Source organism: Anaerococcus sp. HMSC075B03, from assembly GCF_001815585.1.
Lineage (GTDB): Bacteria > Bacillota > Clostridia > Tissierellales > Peptoniphilaceae > Anaerococcus > Anaerococcus vaginalis.
In genome coordinates this window covers 25,229-49,604 of sequence record NZ_KV821198.1, presented here as the reverse complement: position 1 = coordinate 49,604, position 24,376 = coordinate 25,229, and the positions used below count along the sequence as shown (strand labels likewise).

The window sequence follows — 24,376 nt, the reverse complement described above, 5'->3', positions numbered from 1 at the left end:
TATTATACATTAATTTTTTTAAAAAATAAAGATAAAATTTTTATTTTTTTATGATTTTACTTTTTGTTTAGTCTTGCATTTTGGGCATTTTACGATTATTTTTCCTTTGCCTTTAGGAATACGTAATTCTTGTCCACATGATTTACATCTAATATACTTATATTTTTTATCTCCAAATATTTTCCTTTTAATACTCCTATATTTTTTTTGAATAGGATTTAAAAATTTTAATTTGAAAATATAATTTTCGCTGTTTCTTTTTATTTCGTTTGTTGATATAGTCCTAAATATGGCATAAAAAACTATCACAAGTGGCATTGCTTGTAAAAAATTAATTTTAAAAAAATAATTTATAAGCATTAAGCCAATTGCAAACCACACAAGTCCTATAGATAGCTCGTCAATTCCATGTCTTTTTTTCAAAATTAAACACCTTCTACTAATTCTTTCATTATTTTTGATATATCTCCTTTTAAAAGATAATCTGCTTTATTATCTTTTGGGGTAGGATCTTGATTAATTACTACAAGTTTGTTTCCCCTATAAAAATCTATCAAACCTGCTGCAGGATAAACAACCAAACTTGTTCCCCCGACAATTAATACATCCGCTTCGCTAATCAATTTTACTGCATAATTTATATTATCATTATTTAAACTTTCTCCGTATAAAACTATGTCAGGTCTTACAAGTGATCCACATTCATCGCATTTTACTAAATTTTTAAATTTTTTTACATAAGAAAGATCGAAATTTTTCCCACAAGATGTGCAATAATAATCTCTCAAATTTCCGTGAAGCTCAATAACATTTTTACTTTTTGCTTCTTGGTGGAGAGAATCTATATTTTGGGTAATAATTCCCTTTAATTTCCCTTCTTTTTCAAGTTTTGTTAAAGCAAGATGACAATCATTTGGTTTTATTCCCTCAATCATCAAATTTTCTTTTGCGTATTCCATAAATTCATCAGGATGATTTACAAAAAATTCATGGCTTAGCATATATTCAGGCGAATATGATGAATTATTTTCTCTATTATAAAGTCCGGTTGCAGATCTAAAATCTGGAACGCCAGATGCTGTTGATACTCCTGCTCCCCCAAAAAATACAATATTATTTGATTCTTTTATGATTTTTTTAACTTCATTAATTTTATTATCCATAATATCTCCTTACTATGACTATACCCTACTTAGATTTTTTAAATTTATTATCAATGCTTGCTCCAAAAAATGCGCCTATTACTGCACAGACTACTGCAACCATTTCTTTGTTTGGAAAATTGTAGGCATTATTTAAAATTATTGATATAATTACTCCTCCTACAATTCCTATATACATATTTTTGTTCATAAAATCCTCACGATAAGTCTAAATCTTTTTTTAATATTTTTGCATTTATCCAAAATAATCCTAGAAATATCAAAATATAATAAATAAATCCCGTCAAATTTATATATGATTCTCCCTTGTATTTTATATAAGAATAAACAAAAGCCATATAATTATAATTTTTCAAAATAATCTTATTGTGTAAAAGTAAAAAATTTTTATTTATGAAAAACGCAAGAGCAAGTATGGCTGTTGTCATTATAAAAATTAAAAATACTGAAATTTTTCTTTTAAACAAATACCTATCCATTTGCATATATAAAAATACTAAAAGAGCACTTATATTTATCAAAATCATTATAAAGACCAAAGATAAAAGTATTTTTGTATTTAAATATGTTCCTACTATATAAAACAAAAATACTGACAAAAACACCAAAAGCCAATAGAAAATATTTATTACTATTAGTTTTGCCAAAATAAATTCTCTTGCGCTTATTGGCAAGGAAAATGTAAGTATTGACCTGTTTGTGTAAAGGTCTTTGTAAAAACTATTTATAATAAAATAGGAAATTGTTAGGATAAAAACTACAACTACAATTATTTCTATTGAATTTATGGCTGAATTTATTTCTAGCGTTCTTGAAAATGCTCCAATTGTTTTGATTGACATCATTGAGATTAAAAGAATTACAAAACTTGCAATTGTTGATATGAAAAATTTCATATTCGATTTTGCATCATATTTTAAATATTTTCTCATAATAATCTCCTAAAAATCAATCTTCTCTTCTATCAAAAATACATTATAAAAAAATGTAACTGCTATTATCAAAATAGAAAATGTCAACATCCAAATATTTATTCCCAAAACTTTTCCGTCAACTCCATTGTAAAGCATGGAAATATCTACTCCATTTATATTTATTATCCTTTGGATGGCAAAGTCTTTAAATCTTAAAATCACAGGACTTATTGTGTAAATATTTCTTAAAAGCCAAACTATTATTGTAAATAAAACAATGGACAAAACCACTGATACAAATGAATAATATCTTCTAAAAATTTGTACTTTTGAAAGGGTTATTCCAAAAACCAAAAGAAGATAGGCAATTGAATAATAGATTTCTAAAACAAAAATATATACCATAAGAACCTTTATGGATATATTTATTAAATCATCATAAATCCCTAAAAATTTTGAGCTTATAATTAAAGATCCTACAAAAACTACAAGGCTTAAAAAGCCTATCACAAGACTTGCCAAAAATTTTGCAAAAATAATCTTAGCTACAGAAATATTTATGGTAAAAGTTATGTAAGATGACTTGTCAAAAATATCTCTTTTGTATCTAATGGTAAAAAATATCAAACAAACTGACAAAATTATAAGGGCAAGAGCTATAAGGAGAATAAAAAATGAAGTGTTTTTATTTTCCAACTCAAAGCTATTTAATTTATAAAATATTCCAACAAGGCCTTGAGAAAGTATGGCAAATAATGCCATCAAAAGAAAAAATCCCATTGACCTTTTTAATTCATATTTCAAAAATCTAATCATATTACAAAAATTTCCTTATACAAATCTACCATTTGCTTTTTATACTTATCTCTCAAATCCTCGGCGTCTTCTTCCAAAAGAATTTGTCCTCTTTGGATAAAAGCTGCCCTATCAAAAAGATTTTCCAAATCTCCAATTTGATGGGTTGTAATAATAATTGTCCTACCAATATCTACAGTTTTTATAATTGCAGATAAAATCATATCCTTTGCAATAGGATCAACTCCTTCGATTGGCTCATCCAAAATGTATAATTTTGTATCACGAGAAAGAGTCAACGCCAAAAGAAGCCTCTCCTTCATTCCCTTTGACAATTTATCAGAATAACCTTCCTTTGGAATTTTCATAAATTCAAAAAGTTCCTTGCAAACTCTCATATTAAAATCATCATAAAAATCCTTGTAAAGATTTACCGTATCTTCAATAGTCAAATTATCATAAAGATGGTAGGCATCAGGCAAATAAGAGATGATTTTTTTAGTTTCAACTCCAACTTTTTTCCCATCAATTAAAATTTCTCCATCATTTGGCTTAATTAAACCCATTATACATTTTAAAAGAGTAGTTTTTCCTGAACCATTTGGACCCATAAGTCCCAAAATTTTTCCCCTTTCAAGTTTTAAATCAATCCCATCAAGCACATTTTTTTTGCCATAAGTTTTTTTCAAATTTTTTATTTCTAATATATTATCCATTAGCATTCATCCTCAAAGATACAAAATCATAAACTCCCTCATTTGTAATTCCTATTGAATTCATATTTTTCAAAAATTCATTCAAATATCCATTTGCAAATTCCACAATTAGGGCATTTCTTTTGTTTTCATCAATTTTCATATAATAATAATCACTTTTTGCCTCAATCAAATCCTCATCCAAAAGTCTTTGGTAAGTTTTATCCACATAAGAAGGATTTACCCTAAATTTATTAATAAGAAATTCCTTATCATAAAACTTATCCCCATTTTTTAGAAAATTATTTATAATATTTTTGGCAACAAAGTTTCTAATTTCATTATTTACTGACCTATCTTCCATATTAGCTCCTTTTCTTTACTATATTAATCTATGATAGAAAATCAATTTCCAAATCAAAACAAAGACTTGCCTTCATAAAACAAGACAAAAATTTTTCCCCATAATCATTCAAATTTTTATAAATAAGAGGATAATTTCTAATAATAATTTTCTCATCAAGCATAGAAAGTTCATCAAAAAGCCCATCAAGATTATTTACTTCATATTCAAAATCAATTTTTTCATTCAAATAAGAAAAGGCCTCATCCCTTGACTTAAATTTATTTCCATCCAAATAAATCATCTAATTCTCCTTGGTAAAACTTTTGTAATGGTCTTTGGTGTAAAAAATATTAAAATCCTCATCATAAATAAGTCTTTCGCCACCACGTCTTCCACCAAAATAATTTACATCACATTCCTTGTAATTTGCATCAGGTAAATTTTTTTCAAAATTTCCAAAATAATCTCCGCCAATTACTCCCTTATCAGTAACTTCCCACAAATTTCCCTTTTTAGGAATCCAACCAAGTTTTTTCGCCTCTTTTTTTGTCAAAAAATTTGGAGGAAGTTTTTTATAAGCTTTAATATAATCAACTACATCATCTTTTTTATAATAAGCCTTATCTTCAAGAAGACTTGTACATTCAACTTCTTCATTAGAATTAATATTTTCATGCTTTACACATCCAGTAAAAGCAAAAATAAGAAAAAAACTTAAAATAAATTTATAAAAAAAGTTTTTAATTTTCATTTAATTACTCCTTTGCTATAATTATATCAGAAAGGATAAAAATATGAATGTATTAATATCAAGATGTCTTTTGGGAATAAATTGTCGCTATGACGGAAAAAATAACGAAATAAAAAATTTAAAAGAAAAATTTCCACAAATAAATTTCATAGATGTATGCCCAGAAGTAGATTCAGGAATGAAAACACCAAGAAAGCCATGTGAAATAAAAAATACTAAAGTTATAAATGTTGATGGAGTAGATTTTACAAAAAATTTCAAAAAAGGTGGACAAATCGCCCTAGAAATTTGTAAGAAAAATAATATAAAAATCGCCCTCTTAAAAGCAAAATCTCCATCTTGCGGAAAAGATTTTATTTATGATGGAAATTTTAATAAAAATTTAATAAAAGGCGATGGAATAACTTGCCAAATTTTAAAGAAAAATGATATAATTATTTTCAGCGAAAAGGAATTTGAAGAATTTTATTCTTACCTAAAAGCTAAAATTAGCTAATCTTAAAATTTTAAAAAATTTTTAAAAAAATATTTGACAAATATTTTTAAAGCTGGTATATTATATATTGTCGTTAGGACATCGGGGTGTGGCGCAGCTTGGTAGCGCGCGTGGTTTGGGACCATGAGGCCGAAGGTTCGAATCCTTTCACCCCGACCATTTTTTTGCAAGCAAAAGCTTGCTTTTTTAGTTGTAATACGTAAATTTTCCCTTTTAAAATTGCACCGAGCGGTGCTTTTTTTATGCCCATTTTTAAAATAAATTCTTTAGCAAAAAGCAAAATAAAAAATTAACCCATAAAAGAGATCTCTGCTCTCCTTATTGCAAGTTGAGATGGATTATGGTATTTTTTATTTTATTGCTAAAATTTTTTATTTTATCTTTTTTGGCTTATATAAATTTTAAAAATAAAATTCAAAAAACATTCTACTTTTTCTTTAGTAATTATTAATGAAAAAATAACCCATCTCGACCTTGTGGAGAGATCTCATTTATTAAATCTATCTATGAGTTCTCTTTTGATTTTGCGATCGAGATGGGTTATTTTTATATTCTGTTATTTTTAAATATCTTCTGTCAAATATGGCTTTCCACTAGCTTTTGGTGCATTTGATTTTTTATTAAATAAAATTAAGAAAATCAAAATTGAAATGTATGGAATCATTGAAATAAATTCCATTGGAAGTTGTATTGTTGTTCCTGTTAAATAGGTTGCTATAGCTTGGGTTAATCCAAAAAATAATGAACCTATCAAAACTCCTTGTGGTTTCCAATTTCCAAATATTACACAAACGAGTGCAATGTATCCTTGACCTGCAATTAAGGTTGGAGAAAATACACTTACTACTGCAAGTGACATAGAAGCTCCTCCAAGTCCTCCCATAAATCCTGAAAACATTACTGCAAGATACCTAATTTTTCCTACAGAAATATCTAAAGTTTCAGCTGCTTTTGGATGTTCCCCAACTGCAATCAACCTTAGTCCCCATTTTGTTTTATATAAAAATACATAAAGCAAAATTACAGATATTAAAGCAATATAAACTGTTGCATATTGAGAAAAAATATTTTTTAAGGCTTGATTTGTAATCAAACCGTCAAATAATCTAGGAATTTTATTTTCCAAAGCAATTGATGGTGTTTGAGTTGCGCCATCAAAAAATAATCTTGCCAAAAAAAGTGCCAAACCTGGTGCTAATGTATTTATAGCAATACCTGAAATTGTTTGATCTCCTGCAAATGTAACTGAAACAAGTGCATGGATTAGTCCAAAAAACATTCCAGCAAGACCTCCTGCCAAAAATCCTAACCAAGGATTTCCTACATAATATCCTACTGTTGCTGCTACTAAAGCACCTATTGTCATCATTCCTTCAAGTCCAATATTTACTACTCCAGATTTTTCTGAAATCATTCCACCAAGGCCAGTCAATAATACTGGTGTAGCATTTGAAAGTGTATTTCCAATTATTAATCCTAAAACTGTCAAATTAAGCATTATTTCCCGCCTTTCTATTTTTCTTTTTGTTTACTTTTGCTTTTATAATTCTAAATATTAAAGGAATAGCAGTAAATAAAATTATTGTTCCTATAATTATAGAAATTAATTCACTAGGAACTCCCATTGTTCTTTGTAAATTACTTCCTGCATATTTTAATGATCCCAAAAATAATCCTGAGAAAATACATCCTATTGGATTGTTAGATGCCAAAAGTGAAACTGCAAGTCCATCAAATCCAAAATTTTCCATAGCTGATAATAAAGGAAGTGAATAAGTGTAGCCCATTACTTGAGTTACGCCTGCAAGCGAACACAAACATCCAGAAATTGCCATTGATTGGATTATTTTTTTATTTGCATCAATTCCACCGTACTCACTTGCTTCTCTGTTTAATCCTACGGCTTTTAATTTATAACCAAGACTTGTTTTTTCAAGAATAAACCAAATAATAATTACGCTAACAATAGCAAGAATTATTCCTAAATGAATTGGTGCTCTAAAAAATTTTCCAAAAAATCCATCAAATTTTTGGCTAGCATTTGTAACTAGAGTAACTTTTACTGAATCATTTATATCAAATGTTCCCATAGAATTTGGTTTTTGATAGCGATAAACTATAAAATTTTGAAAATAAAATGCTACCCAGTTAAGCATTATAGTAGAAATTACTTCGTGAATTCCAAATTTTGCTTTTATAAATCCTGCAAGTCCTCCATACAAAAATCCTGCCAAAAGTGCAACAATTATTGTAACAATAACATGGATTACTGGTGGAAGTTTTAGTAAGTAGCCCATCAAAAATCCTACAGTTGAACCAATTATAAATTGTCCTTCTGCTCCCATATTAAATAGGCCTGTTTGAAAAGCAAAACATACACCAAGACCTGTAAGAATAATTGGTGTTGAATTTACAAGAGCCCAGCCGATATTTCTTGGGGATTTAAAAATTCCTTCTATTAATTTTCCATAAGCTTCTATTGGATTATAACCTGTAAGAGAAAGAACTATAGCTCCTACCAAAAGTCCCAAGATTATTGATACAAGAGTAAATAATAATTTTAAATTTGAAAAAGAATTTTTTCTTTTTGTTTTTGCTTTCTTATTCATGATCTCCTCCTGCCATTAATCTTCCTACTTCGTATTCATCAGTTTCTTTTGGATCCAGCTCTCCTACGATTTGTCCATCATAAATTACGCAAATTCTATCAGATAAATCCATTACTTCATCTAATTGAAAACTTATTAATAAAACCGCCTTGCCTTGATTTCTGAGCTCTACCAAATATTGGTGGATAAATTCTATTGCTCCAACGTCAAGTCCTCTTGTTGGTTGGGCAGCTATTAATAAATCCGGATCATTTGTAATCTCTCTTGCGATAATTACTTTTTGTTGGTTTCCACCTGAAAGACTTCCTGCTTTTTCGTTTATATCATTTGGTCTTATATCAAATTTATCAATCAAATTGTTTGCATTTTCTTCTATTTTTTTGAAATCCAAAATTCCATTTTTTGAAAAGTCTTTATCTATATTCTCCAAAATCAAATTATCTTTAATTGGATATTCTAAAACCAGACCTCTTTTTTGTCTATCTTCTGGAATTTGGTTCATGCCAAGGTCAATTATATCTCTAGGAGCTTTATTAGTAATATCTTCTCCTTTTAAAATAACTTTGCCTTTTTGAGCTTTTCTCATTCCAGAAATTGCATCTATCAATTCTGTTTGACCGTTTCCATCAACTCCTGCAATTCCTAGAATTTCTCCTTTTCTTATCGAAAGATTTAAGCCTTTTACCTTGTCAACTTTTCTGTTGTCCTTAACCCAAAGATCTTCTATCTTAAATATTTCTTCTCCAAGGTCAATTTTTTCTTTTTTTACATTAAAGCTTACATCACGGCCTACCATTTTTTCAGCAAGATCAGCCTCACTTACGTCTTTTACATTAACTTTGTCGATGTATTCTCCCCTTCTAATTATGGTACAAGTATCTGCCATAGCTTTAATTTCTTTTAATTTGTGGGTGATTATTATAACTGATTTTCCAAGTTCAGTTAATTTTTCAACTATTTCTATAAATTCATTTATTTCTTGAGGAGTTAAAACTGCTGTTGGCTCATCAAAAATCAAAATATCTGCTCCATGATATAAAGCTTTTAAAATTTCAACTCTTTGTTGTTGTCCAACAGATATATCCGCAACTTTGCTGTCCGGATCTATAATAAGTCCATATTCTTGGCTTAATTTAACAACTTCTTTTTTTGCCTTATCTCTATCAATGAAAGAATTTTTTCCTTCATAACCTAATATTATATTTTCTGTAACTGTAAATGGTTCTATCAGCATAAAATGTTGGTGAACCATTCCTATGCCCATGCTAATTGCTTTTTTTGGCGAATTATTTATAATTTCTTCGCCTTTTATGTAAATGTTTCCTTCAGTTTGAGGAAACATTCCATATAAAATATTCATAAGAGTAGTTTTACCAGCTCCATTTTCTCCAAGCAGAGCGTGTACTTCACATTTGTGAAGGTCAAAATCTACGCCTTTTAAAACTTTCTTGTCGCCAAAGCTTTTATGAATATTTTTCAATGAAACAACTGGGCTTTCATTTAAATACTTATCCATAATACCTCACTATTAATTTAGAACTTTCTAAATATTTTTGTAAAAAAAAGAGTAGTTTTTCTTCCTACTCTTTTAATTACTTATTTTTTCTTAGTAGATTTTTACTTATTTGTCGTAACCCATTGATTTAAATTCTTCTTCGTTTTGTGGAACTTTAATTTTTCCATCAACGATTTGATTTCTTAAATCTTCAACCTTATCTTTAACTTTTTGGTCTACTAGGTCATTATCTCCATAAGCTATATCCAAAGCATCTCCATCTTTAAGTGAAAATGCTCTTGTTTCTCCACCTTTGAATTTTCCATCTTTGTAATCATCAAGTGTTAATTGAACAGCTTTACCTACGCCTTTAACTGTTGAAGCCAAAATATTATCTGGAGCTTCTTCTTTTTGGTCACGGTCAACGCCGATTACGTATTTGTTATTTTCTTTTGCTGCTTCAAATACTCCAATTCCTGTACCACCAGCTGCATGGAAGATTACATCTGCGCCTTTTTGATACATTTGGTTAGCAATATTTTTTCCTTTTGCTTGGTCAGCATAAGAATTTGCGTATTGAACTTGAACTTCTATGTCTTTTCCTTTTTCTTTTGCTGCTTGTTTTACACCAGCTCTAAATCCATATTCAAATCTATCGATTACTGCTGATTCCATTCCACCTACAAATCCAACGTTGTTAGATTCTGTTTTCATTCCTGCAATATATCCAACTAAAAATGAGTTTTCATTATCTGCAAATGTTATTCCTAGAAGATTTTCAATTTTATCAGGATTTGCGTTGTCGATTATTGCGTAATTTTGATCTGGATTGTCTTTTGCAGCCTTGCTTGTTGCATCATAAAGAGCGTATCCTACTGTAAAAATCAAATCTGATTCACTATCAAGTGCTGATTCAAGGTTTGGTTGATAATCAGAATCTTTGTGTGATTCAATATAATCAAATTTAATTTTTCCATCTTTTTCGTAAGCTTTTAATCCTTCATAAGCAGATTGGTTAAATGATTTATCATTTATTCCACCTTGGTCAGTTACCATTGTAGCTGATACTTTTGCTCCATTTGCATTAGAAGCTGTAGAAGCCATTGAACCGTTATCAGAATCTTTTTTTGATCCACAAGCTGTAATGCTTAGTGAAAGTGCTAGAGTTAGAGCTCCAGCCATAATTTTTTTAATTTTCATCTCTCCCCCTTAAATTAAGAAATTGTTTTTTTTGTGTAATACTATTTTATATGAAATTTATCTTTCTGTCTAGCTATTTTACAATAATAAAATTATTTTTCATTTTAATATATAAGTTTTTAATAAATCAAACAAATTCATCAAGGCATTTTCGTGACATCTTTCATAGCCATGAGATGCTGAAATTCCACAGCCTACAAGGGCGTGCCTATAATCATAAAATGAGCTCATAGCAGCAGATGCATCTGAACCATAAAATGGATAAATATCAATTGCAAAATCAATTCCAATTTTTTTGGCTGTATTTATCAAATCATTTGTTAAATCAAAATTATAAGGACCTGATGAATCTTTTGCACAAATTGAAACTTTTCTATCATTTGTTTTTAAATCATCGAAAACAACTCCCATATCTACTGCAATCATATCTTTAATTCCAGATGGATGGCCCGAACTTGCTCCATGTCCTACTTCTTCATAAGTTGTAAACATCATATAAATATTTCTATCAAATTTTAAATTTTCTTCTTTAATTTCTTTTGCAAGGGCAAGCAAAACTCCACTTGATGCCTTATCATCAAGATGACGTGATTTTACAAAGCCATTTGAATATCTAAATCTTGAATCAAGAGCAATAAAATCCCCAGGATTTATTCCAAGTTTTTTTACATCCTCATCGCTTTCAACAAGCTCATCAATAACAACTTCCATTTCATCAAAATTTCTTTTTGAAATTTTTGGTGTATCTGATCCATGAACTGAAGGCTCATTTAATCTAAAAACTCCTTCAAATTCTTTTCCATCTCTTGTAAAAATTTTTACATTTTCAAATTCTGCATAATTTAATGGAAAGCCACCAAGAGTTGTAACTTGAATTCCTCCATTTTCTTTTATACTTCTTACCATAAGACCAAGCGTGTCGATATGAGCTGATAATAAAAGTCCATCGTCTTTATTTTTTTCATCTACATAAATTGGAACGATTACATTTCCCTTATTATTTTGGTAAGGCTCGTATCCTAAATTTTTAAATTCTTCCATCAAATACTTTTCGCATTTTTTTGTAAAACCAGTTGGTGATGGCCTTGTGCATAATTCTTTTATATAAGTTATTATTGTATTTTTGTCCATTTTTGCTCCTTTATTTTCTTATAATTTAATTATAAATTAAAAATTTTTCCTTGTAAATTTAAAAATAAAATAAATATTTGTATTATAAAAATATATGTGCTATAATATGGGTGTAAACATTTTCACAGCTGAATATAAAAAGAGACTTTGCAACAAATTTATCCCATTATTTTTGTTGCTTTTTTTATATTTAGTAATAAAACAGGAGGTTATTATGAGAGACATAATACTAGGTGAATTTTTTGGAACAATGTTACTTATTTTATTAGGAGATGGAGTTGTTGCAAACGTTCTATTGAATAAGAGTGGACAAAAAGGTGCAGGTCCTGTTCAAATTACATTTGCTTGGGGGCTTGCAGTTATGATTCCAGCTTGTATTTTTGGTGCATTAACAGGTGCTCATTTTAATCCAGCCCTATCAATTGCTCTTGCATTTAATGGTGGAATCGAATGGAATACAGTTCCTTCTTATATCATTGGACAAATGCTTGGAGCATTTTGCGGAGCTATTTTAGTTTATATTTTATTTAAAGATCATTATGACGCAACAAGCGATGATCCATTAACAGTTAGAGCAACTTTCTGCACAGCTCCAACTATACCAAACACTTTTAGAAACCTATTATCAGAAATTATTGGAACTTTTGTTTTAGTATTTGCTATTTTAGGATTTGGTAATGTTGCTGGCGCTGGAATGGGTGGCGTTGACAAATTATATGTATTTGGTCTTATCGTTTCAATTGGTATGAGTTTAGGTGGACTAACAGGTTATGCAATTAATCCTGCAAGAGATTTGGGACCAAGAATTGCTTATGCTATTTTACCTTTCAAAAACAAAGTTGATCCAAACTGGGGATATTCATGGATTCCTGTTGTTGGACCAATAATCGGTGCAGTTTTAGCAGTTCCAGTTTTTAATTTTATATTTTAATTATTTATAAATTTTAAGAAAAGAGAAGAATAAAATGTATGATGTAATAGTAATCGGTGCTGGTGTAACTGGTGCATCAATTGCAAGAAGACTTTCTAGGTATAAATTAAATATTTTAATTTTAGAAAAAGAGCTTGATGTGTCCATGGGAGCTAGCAAGGCAAATTCTGCCATAGTTCACGGTGGTTATGCTGAAAGCCATGATGAGCTAAGAGGAAGAATTTGCTACAAGGGAAGAGTGGAATTTAATAAGTTAAACCAAGAGCTAAACTTCGGATTTTTGGAAAACGGATCTTTGGTTTTAGCTTTTGATGAAGATGATGAAAAAGAACTTAATAAACTCTACAAAATGGGTCTTGAAAATAATCTTGATGATATTGAAATAATTAATCAAGAAAAGCTTAGACAAATAGAACCTAATGTATCCGATGATGCAATATCTGCTCTTTATTGCAAAGGAGCTGGTGTTTGTTCTCCATACGAATACGTTATTGCCCTTGTAGAAAATGCCATAGAAAATGGCGCTGAATTAAAACTTCAAAGTGAAGTTGTTGATATAAAAAAAGAAGAAGATATTTTTAAAGTAAAAACTTCTGATGACAATACTTATGAAGGAAAATTTGTAATTAATGCTTCTGGATTAAACGGAGCAAAAATTTCAAGCATGATTACAGAAACAAACTTTACAATCCATCCAAGAAGTGGCGAATATTTACTTATGCAAAAAGGAACTGGCGAGAAAATAAAACAAGTTTTATTCCAAACGCCATCTAAAAAATCAAAAGGAATTCTTGTAACAAGAACCTACCACAACAATCTTCTTTTAGGCCCTGATGCCATTGATGAAGAAGAAATTGATCTTGGAACACACATTGAAAGGCTTGCAGAAATTTACAAGCTTGGATTAAAATCTGTAAAAAATGATGTAATTGATTTAAAAAAATTTATCCGCTCCTTTGCAGGACTTAGACCTGCTTCATCAACGGGAGATTTTATAATAGAAAATACCAAAACTTCTGGTTTTATAAATGTTGTAGGAATCCAATCTCCAGGCATAACTTCTTCTCCAGAAGTTGCCAAAATTGTTGAAAATATTTTAAAAGATTTAAATTTAAAATTGGAAGATGATCCTTCCTACAATCCTTATAGAAAACCTATTATAGAATACAAAGAGCTTGAAGATTTTAACAAAGTGAAAGATAAAATTGATTTGCCACTTGGAAATCCTGAAAGACTTGTATGCAGATGCGAGCAAGTTAGCGAAAAAACAATAAGAGATGCAATGAACAGGGGTATCCCTTGTCTGACATTTGACGCAATAAAAAGACGTACAAGAAGTGGAATGGGATTTTGCCAAGGAAATTTCTGTAGGCAAAGAGTTCTAGAAGTTATGGAAGACGAAACAGGAGAAAAAATTTTAAACAGAAAATTCGACAGCGAACATTCCGGAATTTCTAGAATAAATAAAAAAGATATTAATAATTTCATAAAAGAATTAGAAGAAAAAAATTTAGAAGAATAATATAAAAAACCACAGGCTTCATGCCTGTGGTTAAATCGTAGATAAAGTAGTTTAGTAATTCATTAATTTAAAAATAAAATTACGCTACAGCCCACATCCCGACTAGTGAGTGAAACGAATGTATGGACAGATCTCATGAGATTTCTCCGCTCACTACGTTCGGTCGAAGTAGGCGAAATTTCTATTTTGTTTACAATCTTATCCACAGGCTCCATGCCTGTGGTTTTTTTAATTGCTTCTTAATGTTTCTATTGCTGATAATTTTGTTGCTCTTATTGCTGGTAGGTAGCCTGCTAGAATTCCTATAAATGATGAAAAAATCACTGCCATAACTCCTAGCCAAATTGGGATATTAAATTCCAAAGCTGTATCCATGGCTTGGGCGAATCCTGCTAGCAAAAATTTATTTGCTATAAATCCTAACAAATAAGAAATAAGTAAGCCTACAAGCCCTCCAAAAAATCCTATAAATCCTGATTCTAATAAAAACATAGTCTTTATATCTGAAACGCTTGCGCCAATTACTTTCATAAGGCCAATTTCTTTTTGCCTTTCGTATATGCTCATAAGCATTGTGTTTATTATTCCTATCGCTGCTACAATAAAAGCAATTGAACCTATTCCTGCAAGTATGAGCATTATTGTTTTTGTGGATTTATTTATCTCTTCTATCATATCTATTGATGATGATGTTTGATAACCCATCGACTTTACTTCATCTTCTACTGCTTTTACATTTTCATATTCATCACATACAAGGGTAATATTTTCGTACAAATAATTTGATTTTTTCCCGCCATTTTCGCTCATATCATCAAGGCTTGGGCTTTGCAATTTTTTATCTTCTTTTTGCAAAGTCTTATAAGTTTTTTCATTTATATACATTCTACTTTTTTCTAAAAAACTTGATTCATTCATTATCCCCTTAACTTTTATTTCAAGATCTGCGAAAGTCGGCTTGGAATTTCCTTCTTCGTCTGTGGGATTATTTTCCATATCTTCATAACCTAATCTTAAAATAAATTTTTCTTTTAAAATATTTAATCCTTCAACATCTTCTTGTTCAAAGGATTCACCTTGTTTTTTCATCTTATATAAGTGATAGTCCGAACCCAAAATCATAGACATTTCATCTGATGGATTTAAATTTGATCCTGAATCAAGCATGTCAGATTTTATTTGAGCAAAGACCTTATCAGGTATAAGGCTTATTCCATTATTTGCTTCAAGTTTTGTATCTTTATTCTTTTTCAAAAAAATTTCTGTATATAAATCCTTATGAGGTATTACATATTTTACATGTTTTATTTTTTTAAACTTGCCTATGCTACTTTGATTTATAGAAGTTTGTGCTTTGTCAGAACTTATTTCTATATTTTCCAATCCTCCAAAAGATTCAACCATATCTCTTTGTTGTTTTGCCATCGCCAAACTCAAGGAAATCATCATTATTATTGACACTGTTCCAATCAAAACTGAAAGTATGGTAAGAATAGTTCTAGATTTTCTTCTCAAAAGATTTCTAAAGGCAATATCTATCCTATCTTTAATTTTCATCTAAATCTAATTCCTTATTTTTTTTCTTTTTACTCCTTTTTCTTATAAAATAAATCAATAAAACTATTAGAAAAATAGAGCCGATTCCTATAACAGGTGCCATATTAAAATCTTGTTCTACTTGTTCGGTAGATTCTATTGGATTGCCATTTTCATCCACATTTTCATTTTGGGACATTTGAACTTGTTTTTTAAAAGTTTTTTCTTCCTTGTGAACCTCTCCCTTGGAATCTTCATAAGTTAAAATTATTTTTCCCTTTATAGGCCCTTCTTTTTTAGGATTCATATTAAAAGAAAAAGATTCGCTCGCTCCTTGTGCAAAATTTCCAATAAAATGACTATTTTCATCTACATCAAAGCCTTCTCCTTCGACTTTACACATAAAATTTGTCAAATTATCCTTGCCAGTATTGTAAATATTCATCGAAACATTTGTATCTTCTCCAACAAAAAGTTCATCTATATTTATATCACTTGTACTTATTGCTGCAGTTGCTACAACAGGTATTCCTATACTTTCTGTAGTTTGATATTGATTGCCAAGATAATCTTCATATTCAAAATTAACGCTCATTTGATAATTACCAGCTTTTGTATTAGGCAAAACATTCATTTTTATAGTTTCTGTTGAATAATTCCAAGGATAAATTGCAGACCTATAAAAAGTATTTGACCTTTCAACTGGTGTAAAAACAGATCCCTCATTCCCATAAGCAGTTTCCGAACCTGCTTTATTATTTCCAGAAACTTGTTCAGTTGAAGATGCTTGGTCAAGAGAAACTTTCAAATTAAATATAGCATTTTGTGCATTCGTATTATACAAAGTTAAAATTATATCAAAATCTTTTCCAGCTTCAACCATTTTTGGTTGGATTTTATATGAAGAAATAATTAATTTTGGTTTATTTCTTATTTGAGCTTGCTCATTGGCAGAATCATCTTGTTTATTAAAATTTGTAGTGTTTTCAACTTGATTATTTTCCATTTTTTAATACCTCATCTATACTTAATTTTTCATGTATTTTTTCTATAAGTCCATCTCTCATAAAAAGGGTTCTATCAGCAAATTCTGTCATTTCCTCATCATGCGTTACCATAATAAGGGTTTGATTATTTTTTCTAACAATTGATTTTATCAATTCCATAATTTCAAAAGAAGTTTTTGTATCAAGATTTCCCGTAGGCTCATCAGCAAAAATAATATTTGGATTTCCCACAAAAGCACGAGCAATGGAAACTCTTTGTTGTTGTCCACCAGAAAGCTCGTTTGGTTTATTGTAAACTCTTTTAGAAAGTCCCATGTCTTTTAAAATTTGGTAGGCTTTCTCTTCTCTTTCTTTTTTGCCCTCTCCTTTAAAAATTAAAGGCAAAGCCACATTTTCTATAGCCGTAAGATAAGGCATAAGATTATATGATTGAAAAACAAAACCAATATTTAAGTTTCTAAATCTAGTTATATCTTCCTCACTCAAAGAATTTAAAGAAATATTTTTATATAAAACATCTCCCGAAGATGGTCTTTCAAGACCTGCAAGAATATTTAACAAAGTCGATTTGCCAGAGCCAGACGTCCCAAGCAAAGCAATAAATTCGCCCTTATCAATTGTTAAATCAATTCCATCTAAAGCTTTTATAATATTTGAACCAAGCTTATAATATTTTTTTACATTTTTTATTTGAATAAAAGTCATACAAGATCCTTTTAATTGATTAATCTAAAATAATAAATTGTTTTTCTTATTATATAATTTTTTTTTAATATTAATCAACTATTTCTATAATTTTTTTATTTTTTACCAATAAAGCTTAAAACATTAAAAATTCACAAAAAAATCTATGAGTAAAAACCCATAGATTTTTTATAAATTCTTAAATTTCTATTTAAAGAATTGATTTAAAAATTTTACTTATTTTATAAAATTTTCCCTACTTACTATATTTTTTTCTAGAATCCTGTTGCTGATTTAAAGAAGAAATATCCAAGTGGTGTGTAGTACATTCCTTTGATATTTGGTTTCATCATGTATGGATTTACATAGAAATAAATTGGAGCTACTACTGAATCATCTTTTATTAATATATCTTCAGCCTTGTGCATGTTTTCCATTCTTTCTTTTTGGTCTGATGTTGCTTTAGCTGCTTTTACATATTTATCAAATTCTTCATTTTTATATTGAGCGTCGTTATTTCCACCGCCTGTTAACCACATATCTATAAAGCTCATTGGATCGTTGTAGTCAGCAATCCATCCGTGTCTTGCTATATTGTAGTTTCCTTCTTTTCTTTCTTTCAAGAATACATTCCAATCTTGGTTTTGAAGATTAACTTGAACGCCTAGATTTTCTTGCCACATATTTTGTAAAGCTTCTGCTATAGCCTTGTGGTTATCATCTGTATTGTATAGATAATCAATTTGTGGGAAGCCCTTACCGTCTTTAAATCCAGCTTCTTCCATAAGTTTTTTGGCTTCTTTTATATTTTTTTCATATTCGTCAGATTTTATTGAATAATAATCTCCACCAACTGTTCTAAAGTCATCGCCTTTAGCTCCATCTGCATCATAAACTCCTGCTGGTACAAAACCGCTAGCAGCTTTTTCTCCTCTTCCTGTAACTTGATCAACTATAAAGTTTCTATCAATTGCAAGTGAGAATGCTTTTCTTACTTTTGGATCGTCAAATGGTTTCTTTTCTGTATTAAAACATACAAAATATGTTCCTACGTATGGAAGAGTCTTTAATTCTTTTGTATCTAGAAGTTTTTTAATTTCTTCTTGTGGTGCTGAGTTTACAAAATCCAAATCTCCTGATCTATAAGCAGCATAGATTGCGTTTTGATCATCTTGTAAATGGAAAGATAATTTTTCAGCCTTAACTGATTTTGCATCATAATATTCTGGGTTTTTAACCATTGTTAAAGTTTGATTGTGATCCCATTTTTCTAATTTAAATGGTCCATTTGATACTAATGTATCAGGAGAGTTTGTCCAAGTTTCACTTTTTTCTACAATATCCTTTCTAACTGGCATAACTGCAGGAAAAGCACAAATTTCTTCAAAGTATGGACATTTTACATTTAAATTTACTACAAAAGTTTTATCATCTGGAGCAGAGATATCAAGTTTTTTATCTTCATATCCTTTTACCATATCAAGCATATATTCATAGTCTGCTCCTGTTTTTGGATCTACAAGTCTGTTCCAAGCATAAACAAAGTCATTTGCTGTTACCGGTTTTCCATCTGACCATTTTGCATCTCTTAATTTAAAGGTCCATTTTAGTCCATCTTCTGAAACATCCCATTTTTCAGCAATACCTGGTTTTAAAACAGCATTTCCTTTTCCATCATCATCCCATCTTAATAGAGATTCAAACATGTGAGAGATCATTATTGATCCATCTGATGCTGTGTTTAGTTGTGGATCTATAGTTTCAGGTTCTGATGCAATGTTTATATCCAATACTCCATCTTTTTTGCCTTCTTCTTCGTTTGTTGCAACATTAGAATTGCTACTATCATTGCTTTTAGAATTGTTTCCTCCACATCCTGTAAACAGCATTGATAAACTCAACAAGCCTACTAATAATTTAGCCTTCATTTTCATTTTTATTACCTCCTAAATTGTGACAACTTACATAGTGTCCTTCTTCTACTTCTCTAAACTCCGGCTCTTCCTTTTTACAAATTTCTGTCGCATACGGACATCTTTCATGAAACCTACAACCTTTTGGCGGATTAATCGCCGATGGAACTTCTCCTTCTAGCTTTATTCTTTTTAACGATCTAGTAAGTTTGGGATCTGGAACTGGTATAGCTGTGAGTAGGGATTGGGTGTAAGGATGTAATGGGTTTTCATAAAGTCTTTCGGCATCAACAAGTTCAACCATTTTTCCCAAATACATTACTCCAATCCTATCTGAAATATGTTTTACAACTGATAGGTCGTGAGCTATAAATAAATATGTAAGACCCATTTCATTTTGCATATCTTCAAGCATATTTACAATTTGTGCTTGGATTGATACATCCAAAGCTGAAATCGGCTCATCACAAACAATAAATTCTGGCTCAACTGCAAGTGCTCTTGCAATTCCTATCCTTTGTTGTTGTCCTCCTGAAAATTCGTGAGGATACCTATTTGAGTGTTCTTCGTTTAATCCTACTGTTCTTAAAAGTTCATTTATTCTTTCTTGCCTATTTTTTTTGTATAGGCCGTGAATGTCTAAAGCCTCTCCAACAATTTCTTGAACTGTCATTCTTGGATCAAGAGATGCTGATGGATCTTGAAAAATTATTTGCATTTTTCTTCTTAATTTATACATTTCTGGGCGAATATTTTTTTCGCTATCAAAAATTGTTTCTCCATCATAAATTATTTTTCCACTCGTAGGTTCGTGTAATCTTAAAATTGTTCTTCCAAGTGTTGTTTTTCCACAACCAGATTCTCCTACAATCCCAAGAGTTTCTCCTTTTCTTATAAAAAAGGATACATTATCTACTGCATGAACTTTGCTTACTTTATTAAAGGAAGATTGAACTTCAAAATGTTTTACTATATTTTCACATATTAATAATTTATTATCTTCCATTTATTGACTCCTTTATGTGTAGGAAACATTTTGATCTGTGTCCATTTCCCATTTCAAGCATTGGTGGTTCTTTTTTTAGACAAATATTCATGCAATGTTCGCATCTTGTCGAAAATCCACATCCTTCTGGTGGATTTAGCATATCCACAGGAGTTCCTTTTATACTTTCAAGCCTTACTTGTTCCTTTGAATCAATTCTTGGCATTGATTTTAAAAGTCCTTTGGTGTAAGGATGTTTAGGATTGTAAAATATTTCTTCTACACTTCCTTGTTCTACAACTCTTCCTGCATACATTACACTAACTGTATCGCAAATTTGTGCAACTACTGCAAGGTTGTGAGTGATAAAAATTACACTCATTTTTGATTTATTTTGAAATTCTTTTATTAATTCAAGAATTTGAGCTTGAATTGTTACGTCAAGAGCTGTTGTCGGCTCATCTGCTATCAAAATATCTGGTTCGCAAATAAGTCCCATTCCAATCATTACCCTTTGTCTCATTCCTCCTGATAATTCGTGAGGATATTGTTTCATACGTCTTTTTGGATTGGAAATTCCAACGCTATCAAGCATATCAACAGCCTTTTGGTAGGCTTCATCTTTTGAGCATTTTTTGTGTACCAACAAAGCTTCCATAAGTTGGTTTCCAATTGTATAAACTGGATTTAGGCAAGTCATTGGATTTTGAAAAATCATGGAGCATTTTGCTCCCCTAAATTCACTCATTTTATTTTTGTCAAAATCAAGAACATTTTCTCCTTTAAAAAGAATTTTTCCTGATTTTACCTTGCCCGGCTCTTGTAAAAGACCCATTATGCCATAACTTTCTACAGATTTTCCAGAGCCAGATTCTCCAACTATTCCCATAATTTCATTTTCGTGTAGGGTATAATTTATTGAATCAACCGCCTTAACTTCTCCAACAGGTGTGTAAAATGATATGCTTAAATCTTCAATTTTTAAAACTTCTTTTTTATTTTCTTTTATATTTTCCATAAGCCACCTATTTTTTCAACCTTGGATCTAAGGCATCTCTTAGTCCGTCTGCAAATAAATTCAATGATAAAATCATCAAACTTAATAGTAAAGAAGGAATTATTAATCTATAAGCGTAGGAATAAATTCCTCCAAGAGCATCTGCTGCCAAAGCACCAAGGGATGTCATAGGTGCTGAAACTCCTATTCCTAAAAATGATAAAAATGATTCTAGAAATATTGCTGATGGTATTTGCATGGCAGTCATAACTATTACTTGTCCAATACAATTTGGAAATAAGTGCCTTCTAATTATTCTTTTTTTAGAACCACCCAAAGCTTCAACTGCTGTAACAAATTCTTGTTTTTTTAGCATTAAAACTTGTCCTCTTATAATCCTTGCCATTCCTACCCAATAAAGTAGACCAAAGGCAATAAATATTGAAATAAGAGCAGGTCCTAGAACACCAATTTTTTTTGCAAATTCTGATGTTGATGAATTCACAAAAGATTTCATAGGTTGTGATATACCAATTGATAATAAAATTACTACAAGTACATCTGGAATTGAGTAAATCAAATCCAAAATTCTCATCATTATAGCATCTACCCTTCCACCAAAATATCCAGAAATTGCTCCATAAATTGTTCCTATTATCAAAACAATAAATGATGCAAAAATTCCAACTATTAGTGAAACTCTAGTTCCATACATTGTACGAACCATCAAATCTCTTCCTAATTTATCAGTTCCAAAAGGATACCTAAGACAAGGAAATAAATTTTCATCGCCTCTGTATTGAGTTGTGTAATCTCCTTTTGCCAAAAATGGTCCGATAAAAGCAAAGATACAAACAATTATCAAAAATCCAATAGAAACCATAGCTACTTTATTTTCTTTTAGCCTTCGTAAGGCATCTTGAAGATAGGAAGTTGGAGGAGTTTTGGTCATGAAATTTTCTTTTGAGCTTTCAGATGCAAGCTCAAAATCATCAGATGAAAATTCATATTCCTCTAATTTTAATTTTGAATTTAAACTAAATAAATCTTCCATACTAATCTCCTTTAGTCAAGTCTATTCTAGGATCTATAAATCTGTATAAAATATCAACAACCATATTCATAACAATTACCATAAAGGCAAAAAAAAGTGTTGTCGCCATTATTATTGGATAATCTCTATTTAAAACTGAGTTAATAAAATATCTACCAAGTCCTTGAACAGAAAAAACTGATTCAACTACCATAGATCCCGTAATAATTCCAGCAGTAAGTGGTCCAAGATAAGTTAAAACTGGAATAAAAGCATTCTTTAGGGCGTGCTTAAATAAAATTTTTCCTTCAGAAACTCCCTTTGCTCTTGCTGTTCTAATATAATCTTGACCAATTGCATCAAGCATTGATGATCTTGACAACCTTGCTATGTAGCACATAGGATAAAATCCTAAAGAAAAACATGGCATAAAATAAGAGCCAACAGTGTTAAGTCCCATTGTTGGAAAAATTTTTAATTTTACACCAAAAAATAAAAGTAGGAGAGTTGCTACTACAAAGCCAGGAGCGGAAATTCCTATGGTTGTCAAAACCCTCAAAAATGAATCCAACTTTTCGCCTCTGTGATAAGCTGCGAGAGCACCTAAAGGAACTCCCACCAAAGTCGCCCACAAAAGTGCGATAAGTCCAAGTTTTACACTTGTTGGAAGCATTTCTTTTATAATATCGATAACTGGTCTGTTTTTTTGCATTTTTAAAGATACGCCAAATTCTCCGTGAAGAGCATTTACAATAAATCTTTTTAGTTGCACAGAATAAGGTTGGTCTAATCCATATTTTTTATTTAAAGCCTCTAGCACCTCAGGCGATTGAGATTTTTCACTTGCAAAAGGTCAACCAGGCACGAGCTTCATGAGAAAAAAAGTAATACAAGTTACCAAAAGCAAAACTGCTATCGCTTGTAAAATTCTCTTTATTATGTACTTAATCATATTTCCTCCTTGTTTTATCTAATTATATACTTTATCAAGATAAATTGCAAGCGCAGTAAATTATTAATGTGATAACGTTATAAATTAAGCTTTATCAATACTTTTCGCCGATTTCAAAAAACAAAAATTTAAAATATTTTTCCAAAAAAATTAATTTATTTTAAATTTTTCCTCATAAAAACTAAGCTTATAAAAATATTTTAATATTTATTTATTCCACACTTATTTTCTTCAAATTTTTCGATAAAAACCGCTTATATAAATTTAGTGACCGCTTGTCTAAATATTGTAGTCAAGGTAAAAATTTTTATGTATTATATAAACACAAGGAGGATTTAATGAAAGTCGAATTAATAATTGATGAAAGTTTAGATGAAAGTCTTGTAAAAATTTATGCTCCTTCATATAACGAAGATATTGAAAATATAAAAAGAAGTCTTGAAACTACCAATATTGATAAACTTGTTGTTTTTAAAGATGATGAAATTTATCTTTTGGAATATGAAGAAATTATTAGGTGCATAACTAAGGATAAAAATGTATTTATTGAAAGCAAAAACGGTGAGTATAAATCTAGAATCAGACTTTATGAACTTTATGAAAGGCTAAACAAAAATAAATTTATAAAAATATCAAGATATGAAATTATAAATCTTGATTATGTAAAAAAACTAGACCTTTCTTTTAAAGGAACAATAGCAGTGGAATTTAAAAACGGAAGCATTTCCTATGTTTCCAGGAGATATTTGAAAGAATTTAAAAAAGCCTTAGGATTTTAGGAGGAAATTATGAAATATTTAAAAAATTTATTAGCATCATTTTTGATAGGAGTTGGAATTGGAAGTATCATAGAAATATTTATTTCCCTTGCTATAGGAGAAATCACTTTGGGAGTTCCAGAATTTTTAAATGGACAAGACTCTCTTTTAAAAGCAAGAATTATTGAGATAATCTTATATGGTGGATTTGGTATAATTTCTTTTATTGGAGATAAGATAATTAAAGAAGATAATTTGTTAAAGGCAAGTCTTTTACATTTTTCAATTTTAGCCATATATTTTATAATAGTAGGATTTTATCTAAAATGGCTACCAAATATACAATCTGCTGTTATTTCTTTAGTATTTTTTATCATTATTTACTTGATTATTTGGACAGTAATATATTTTTCAACAAAATCTGATATTGAAAAATTAAATAAAAAATTTAAGTAAAAGAAAA

Annotated in this window: 26 protein-coding genes, 1 tRNA gene and 1 pseudogene; 6 read left to right on the top strand and 22 right to left on the bottom strand. The window is 29.8% G+C overall.

Annotated elements, in window-relative coordinates; all coding sequences use genetic code 11:
* Positions 1 to 48: 48 nt before the first annotated feature.
* The 9 genes from HMPREF3045_RS06920 to HMPREF3045_RS06885 are packed head-to-tail and all read right to left on the bottom strand — an operon-like array spanning position 49 to position 4,664.
* The gene (locus tag HMPREF3045_RS06920; RefSeq protein ID WP_070738212.1) at positions 49 to 423 is read right to left on the bottom strand and encodes a hypothetical protein; all 375 of its coding nucleotides are present in this window, start codon (positions 421 to 423) and stop codon (positions 49 to 51) included.
* Between the two features lie 2 nt (positions 424 to 425).
* A complete protein-coding gene (locus tag HMPREF3045_RS06915) occupies positions 426 to 1,163 on the bottom strand; it encodes an NAD-dependent protein deacylase (RefSeq protein WP_070738209.1) in 738 nt (245 codons plus the stop codon).
* Between the two features lie 25 nt (positions 1,164 to 1,188).
* On the bottom strand, positions 1,189 to 1,353 hold the full coding sequence (locus tag HMPREF3045_RS09335) for a hypothetical protein (RefSeq protein ID WP_004838039.1): 165 nt from the start codon (positions 1,351 to 1,353) through the stop codon (positions 1,189 to 1,191).
* Between the two features lie 7 nt (positions 1,354 to 1,360).
* Positions 1,361 to 2,095, bottom strand: a complete 735-nt coding sequence (locus tag HMPREF3045_RS06910) for an ABC transporter permease (protein ID WP_070738206.1) — start codon at positions 2,093 to 2,095, stop codon at positions 1,361 to 1,363.
* A 9-nt stretch (positions 2,096 to 2,104) separates the two neighbouring features.
* Positions 2,105 to 2,893 carry an ABC transporter permease gene (locus tag HMPREF3045_RS06905; RefSeq protein ID WP_070738203.1) on the bottom strand — a complete coding sequence of 263 codons (789 nt, stop codon included), beginning with the start codon at positions 2,891 to 2,893 and terminating at the stop codon, positions 2,105 to 2,107.
* Positions 2,890 to 3,588: an ABC transporter ATP-binding protein gene (locus tag HMPREF3045_RS06900; RefSeq protein WP_039920334.1), complete on the bottom strand. Its 699-nt coding sequence runs from the start codon at positions 3,586 to 3,588 to the stop codon at positions 2,890 to 2,892. Before HMPREF3045_RS06900 ends, HMPREF3045_RS06905 begins: the two co-directional genes overlap by 4 nt.
* Positions 3,581 to 3,931 (bottom strand): hypothetical protein, encoded by a 351-nt coding sequence (locus tag HMPREF3045_RS06895; protein WP_004838035.1) that lies wholly within the window; start codon positions 3,929 to 3,931, stop codon positions 3,581 to 3,583. Before HMPREF3045_RS06895 ends, HMPREF3045_RS06900 begins: the two co-directional genes overlap by 8 nt.
* A 28-nt stretch (positions 3,932 to 3,959) precedes the next feature.
* The gene (locus HMPREF3045_RS06890) at positions 3,960 to 4,214 is read right to left on the bottom strand and encodes a barstar family protein (RefSeq protein WP_070738200.1); all 255 of its coding nucleotides are present in this window, start codon (positions 4,212 to 4,214) and stop codon (positions 3,960 to 3,962) included.
* Positions 4,215 to 4,664, bottom strand: a complete 450-nt coding sequence (locus tag HMPREF3045_RS06885) for a ribonuclease domain-containing protein (protein WP_070607260.1) — start codon at positions 4,662 to 4,664, stop codon at positions 4,215 to 4,217.
* Between the two features lie 43 nt (positions 4,665 to 4,707).
* Here HMPREF3045_RS06885 and HMPREF3045_RS06880 point away from each other — a divergent pair, with 43 nt between their 5' ends.
* Together HMPREF3045_RS06880 and HMPREF3045_RS06875 are read left to right on the top strand one after the other, a co-directional pair.
* Complete coding sequence (locus HMPREF3045_RS06880; protein ID WP_083316593.1) at positions 4,708 to 5,160, top strand: 2-thiouracil desulfurase family protein; 453 nt, start codon at positions 4,708 to 4,710, stop codon at positions 5,158 to 5,160.
* Positions 5,161 to 5,242: 82 nt separating this feature from the next.
* Positions 5,243 to 5,319, top strand: a tRNA-Pro gene (locus HMPREF3045_RS06875).
* Positions 5,320 to 5,722: 403 nt separating this feature from the next.
* On the opposite strand, the gene HMPREF3045_RS06870 is transcribed toward HMPREF3045_RS06875, so the two are convergent.
* The 5 genes from HMPREF3045_RS06870 to HMPREF3045_RS06850 all read right to left on the bottom strand — a co-directional run bounded on the left by HMPREF3045_RS06870 (position 5,723) and on the right by HMPREF3045_RS06850 (position 11,595).
* On the bottom strand, positions 5,723 to 6,658 hold the full coding sequence (locus tag HMPREF3045_RS06870) for an ABC transporter permease (RefSeq protein ID WP_070738194.1): 936 nt from the start codon (positions 6,656 to 6,658) through the stop codon (positions 5,723 to 5,725).
* A complete protein-coding gene (locus HMPREF3045_RS06865) occupies positions 6,651 to 7,769 on the bottom strand; it encodes an ABC transporter permease (RefSeq protein ID WP_070738191.1) in 1,119 nt (372 codons plus the stop codon). Before HMPREF3045_RS06865 ends, HMPREF3045_RS06870 begins: the two co-directional genes overlap by 8 nt.
* Positions 7,762 to 9,285: an ABC transporter ATP-binding protein gene (locus tag HMPREF3045_RS06860; protein ID WP_070738188.1), complete on the bottom strand. Its 1,524-nt coding sequence runs from the start codon at positions 9,283 to 9,285 to the stop codon at positions 7,762 to 7,764. Before HMPREF3045_RS06860 ends, HMPREF3045_RS06865 begins: the two co-directional genes overlap by 8 nt.
* Before the next feature lie 105 nt (positions 9,286 to 9,390).
* Positions 9,391 to 10,464 carry a BMP family lipoprotein gene (locus tag HMPREF3045_RS06855; RefSeq protein ID WP_070738186.1) on the bottom strand — a complete coding sequence of 358 codons (1,074 nt, stop codon included), beginning with the start codon at positions 10,462 to 10,464 and terminating at the stop codon, positions 9,391 to 9,393.
* A 99-nt stretch (positions 10,465 to 10,563) separates the two neighbouring features.
* A complete protein-coding gene (locus HMPREF3045_RS06850) occupies positions 10,564 to 11,595 on the bottom strand; it encodes a M42 family metallopeptidase (protein WP_070738183.1) in 1,032 nt (343 codons plus the stop codon).
* 214 nt (positions 11,596 to 11,809) lie between these two features.
* Between HMPREF3045_RS06850 and HMPREF3045_RS06845 the strand changes: the two genes are divergently transcribed.
* Both HMPREF3045_RS06845 and HMPREF3045_RS06840 read left to right on the top strand, forming a co-directional pair.
* Positions 11,810 to 12,526, top strand: a complete 717-nt coding sequence (locus HMPREF3045_RS06845; RefSeq protein WP_070738181.1) for an MIP/aquaporin family protein — start codon at positions 11,810 to 11,812, stop codon at positions 12,524 to 12,526.
* 34 nt (positions 12,527 to 12,560) lie between these two features.
* On the top strand, positions 12,561 to 14,048 hold the full coding sequence (locus tag HMPREF3045_RS06840; protein ID WP_070738179.1) for an NAD(P)/FAD-dependent oxidoreductase: 1,488 nt from the start codon (positions 12,561 to 12,563) through the stop codon (positions 14,046 to 14,048).
* A gap of 228 nt (positions 14,049 to 14,276) precedes the next feature.
* On the opposite strand, the gene HMPREF3045_RS06835 is transcribed toward HMPREF3045_RS06840, so the two are convergent.
* The 8 genes and pseudogenes from HMPREF3045_RS06835 to HMPREF3045_RS06800 form a co-directional block, all read right to left on the bottom strand.
* A complete protein-coding gene (locus HMPREF3045_RS06835) occupies positions 14,277 to 15,605 on the bottom strand; it encodes an ABC transporter permease (RefSeq protein ID WP_019118258.1) in 1,329 nt (442 codons plus the stop codon).
* A complete protein-coding gene (locus HMPREF3045_RS06830; protein WP_070738177.1) occupies positions 15,595 to 16,590 on the bottom strand; it encodes a COG1361 S-layer family protein in 996 nt (331 codons plus the stop codon). The genes HMPREF3045_RS06835 and HMPREF3045_RS06830 overlap by 11 nt, the downstream gene beginning before the upstream one ends.
* The gene (locus tag HMPREF3045_RS06825; RefSeq protein WP_070738175.1) at positions 16,580 to 17,296 is read right to left on the bottom strand and encodes an ABC transporter ATP-binding protein; all 717 of its coding nucleotides are present in this window, start codon (positions 17,294 to 17,296) and stop codon (positions 16,580 to 16,582) included. The genes HMPREF3045_RS06830 and HMPREF3045_RS06825 overlap by 11 nt, the downstream gene beginning before the upstream one ends.
* Before the next feature lie 254 nt (positions 17,297 to 17,550).
* On the bottom strand, positions 17,551 to 19,209 hold the full coding sequence (locus HMPREF3045_RS06820; protein WP_019118261.1) for a peptide ABC transporter substrate-binding protein: 1,659 nt from the start codon (positions 19,207 to 19,209) through the stop codon (positions 17,551 to 17,553).
* Positions 19,193 to 20,194, bottom strand: a complete 1,002-nt coding sequence (locus tag HMPREF3045_RS06815) for an ABC transporter ATP-binding protein (RefSeq protein WP_070642444.1) — start codon at positions 20,192 to 20,194, stop codon at positions 19,193 to 19,195. The genes HMPREF3045_RS06820 and HMPREF3045_RS06815 overlap by 17 nt, the downstream gene beginning before the upstream one ends.
* A complete protein-coding gene (locus tag HMPREF3045_RS06810; protein WP_070738174.1) occupies positions 20,184 to 21,191 on the bottom strand; it encodes an ABC transporter ATP-binding protein in 1,008 nt (335 codons plus the stop codon). Before HMPREF3045_RS06810 ends, HMPREF3045_RS06815 begins: the two co-directional genes overlap by 11 nt.
* Positions 21,192 to 21,198: 7 nt before the next feature.
* Complete coding sequence (locus tag HMPREF3045_RS06805) at positions 21,199 to 22,224, bottom strand: ABC transporter permease (RefSeq protein ID WP_070607220.1); 1,026 nt, start codon at positions 22,222 to 22,224, stop codon at positions 21,199 to 21,201.
* Position 22,225: 1 nt separating this feature from the next.
* Positions 22,226 to 23,155: pseudogene (locus HMPREF3045_RS06800) on the bottom strand (ABC transporter permease).
* A gap of 338 nt (positions 23,156 to 23,493) precedes the next feature.
* Here HMPREF3045_RS06800 and HMPREF3045_RS06795 point away from each other — a divergent pair.
* Both HMPREF3045_RS06795 and HMPREF3045_RS06790 read left to right on the top strand, forming a co-directional pair.
* Positions 23,494 to 23,934 (top strand): LytTR family DNA-binding domain-containing protein, encoded by a 441-nt coding sequence (locus tag HMPREF3045_RS06795; RefSeq protein ID WP_019118266.1) that lies wholly within the window; start codon positions 23,494 to 23,496, stop codon positions 23,932 to 23,934.
* A gap of 9 nt (positions 23,935 to 23,943) precedes the next feature.
* Complete coding sequence (locus HMPREF3045_RS06790) at positions 23,944 to 24,369, top strand: DUF3021 domain-containing protein (protein ID WP_070738171.1); 426 nt, start codon at positions 23,944 to 23,946, stop codon at positions 24,367 to 24,369.
* Positions 24,370 to 24,376 lie beyond the last annotated feature (7 nt).